This window comes from Pseudorhodobacter sp. (assembly GCF_030452865.1).
GTDB lineage: Bacteria > Pseudomonadota > Alphaproteobacteria > Rhodobacterales > Rhodobacteraceae > Pseudorhodobacter.
Map to the genome: position 1 here is coordinate 1 of NZ_JAKDLJ010000499.1, position 2,275 is coordinate 2,275.

The following is a 2,275-nucleotide window of genomic DNA, read 5'->3' on the forward strand; positions in this document are numbered from 1 at the left end:
TACCGAAATGGTCGTGACTTAAACCAATCCAACCGTGACTTTTGGTTAATTGACATGCTTGGCCTATCAGCTTCCGACGTACAAAACCAATATCCAGAGGTGTTCCAACATTTGCTTGATAAAGTTAAACCGGAGCGTGATCAGAACCGTAGGCCATCGTTGAAAAATAAATGGTGGTTATTTGCAGAGCCGCGTAAAATGATCAGGCCCGCTCTCGCACCCTTGGGCCGCTACATCGCAACTGTCGAAACCTCAAAGCACCGCATGTTTCAATTCTTGGAAACAACGATACTTCCTGATCACATGCTTATTGCTATAGCTATCAACGAACCTGCCATTTTAAGCGTGCTTTCAAGCAAGTTTCACGTTGTTTGGGCGCTGAAAGCAGGCGGGACACTTGAAGATCGCCCACGTTACAACAAATCGCTTTGTCTCGACCCTTTCCCCTTCCCAACCCACACCGATTCCCAAAAAACCCAACTCCGCAGCTTGGGCGAACAGCTCGATGCCCATCGCAAGGCGCAGCAAGCGGCGCATCCCAAGCTGACGCTGACCGCCATGTATAACGTGCTGGAAAAACTGCGGGCGGGCGACCGGATCGAGGGCAAAGATAAAGAAATCTATGACCAAGGCCTGATCGGCATTCTGCGCGACCTTCACGATCAAATTGACGCTGCCACCGCCGCCGCCTATGGCTGGCCCGCTGATCTGTCAGATGATGACATCCTGCACCGCCTTGTCGCCCTAAACCATGAACGGGCCGAGGAAGAGGCGCGCGGCATCATCCGCTGGCTGCGCCCCGAATACCAAAACCCCAAAGGTGTGCAGGCCACCAAAGGCAAACAAGTCGAGGCCGATCTGGGCATGGTCGACAAGATAGAAAAAGCCCCATGGCCCAAAACCCTGCCAGAACAAATCAGCGCCGTGCAATCGGCCTTGCGCGATATGGGCGAAGCGACACCCGACCAAATCGCCCGCCGCTTTCAACGCGCCCGCGCTGCATCAGTGCAGCCCTTGCTAGAAAGCCTTGCGGCCTTGGGGCAGGCAGAGGTCACACAAGGGGGCCGCTATGCCATGTAGCGCGCTGGGCTGGGCGCTATAGGGGGTTATGCGGATCAATCCAAGCAAAGCGCCGCCGCACGGTTTCGATAAACTCAAGATCAAAACAATAATCAGCCGCGCGAATAAAATCTAAATGGCGTTCAAAGGTGCTGTGGTGCATCCCCTTGGGTTTACGGACAAAGCTTTCATGGCCCGGATCACTCCCAAGCGCCATGCGCCGCTTGTCAGCCCTGCGCCGTGCCCGATCCAGTCGCGTTTCGGATTGGCTTGCATAAGCCGCATTTTGGCAATGTCGGCAAAGGAAATATCCCCGCCCCAAATACAGTTTGCGCACTCGCCGCCCGCAATAGCGGCCATTGATAAAAGAAGGGCATAGAAAATAGGGGCGCTGGCCACCGTAAGGGCACGACACCCAAGCGATAGGAATCTGTTGTGTGATGTCTTGCCAATCCGTTTCATCGGGCCGCAACCGATAGCTAAGAATAAGATGCTGAGAAGTGGCGCGCGTGCTGATGGATGCGACTTGCTTGCCTTCACGGGTCCATTGCCAACCGCCGGAATTGCCGGGGCGCAACTGGCCCGCCTTATTCAAAGTGTTAACGTCTAGGTGTTCCATCCCGGATGATTGCATTTCCCCTCGGCGATCAGCCCTGTTCATGGCAAGATCGGTCTTGAGGGATGTTCGGGACGGGGTGCCATCATGCTGAGCCTTTGGTGTCAGCGAGACCTGCTATCGCTACAGCCCGCTGCTGAGCGACGAGAATGAGCAGATTGCCGATCTGCTGGTCGGGCTGACCGGGGCCCGGAAGACGTGGGGGTTTGGGCTATGTTTTCTGCATCTGCGCAACGTGAAGGGGCACCCTTGGAATCACAAAAGGGTTTACCGCATCTACTGCGAACTTGAGCTGAATTTGCGGATCAAACCCCGGAAAAGGTTGAAGCGGGACAAACCCGATGCGCTGGCGGTGCCAGAGGCACCGAACATGATGTGGTCGACGCGTTGCCCGGTAGGCGTTTGTCTTCAAACGCCGTAAGGGGATTTCATGGCGGATCGCCTTGGGGATGGTCGCGCATTTCGGCTTTTGAACGTGCTGGATGATTTCAATCGCGAGGGACTGGGCATCGAGGTCGACTTTTCTTTGCCAGCGGAACGCGTGGTCAGAAGCCTTAACCGTATCATCGAATGGCGCGGAAAGCCCGGCACAATAAGAGT

Annotated in this window: 2 protein-coding genes and 1 pseudogene; 2 read left to right on the forward strand and 1 reads right to left on the reverse strand. The window is 55.3% G+C overall.

Annotated elements, in window-relative coordinates; all coding sequences use genetic code 11:
* Positions 1-1,080: type IIL restriction-modification enzyme MmeI (locus tag L0H65_RS18620; protein WP_367652016.1), on the forward strand; the 1,080-nt coding region annotated here is incomplete at its 5' end.
* A gap of 16 nt (positions 1,081-1,096) precedes the next feature.
* On the opposite strand, the gene L0H65_RS18625 is transcribed toward L0H65_RS18620, so the two are convergent.
* Entirely contained in the window at positions 1,097-1,720 is a 624-nt protein-coding gene (locus L0H65_RS18625) for a hypothetical protein (protein ID WP_301460693.1), read from the reverse strand.
* Between the two features lie 40 nt (positions 1,721-1,760).
* Here L0H65_RS18625 and L0H65_RS18630 point away from each other — a divergent pair.
* Positions 1,761-2,275: pseudogene (locus L0H65_RS18630) on the forward strand (IS3 family transposase); the annotation flags it as partial.

What these genes read in the sequence shown, in the direction of transcription:
- L0H65_RS18625 (WP_301460693.1), bottom strand. Translation starts at nt 1,720, where the DNA reads ATGAACAGGGCTGATCGCCGAGGGGAAATGCAATCATCCGGGATGGAA.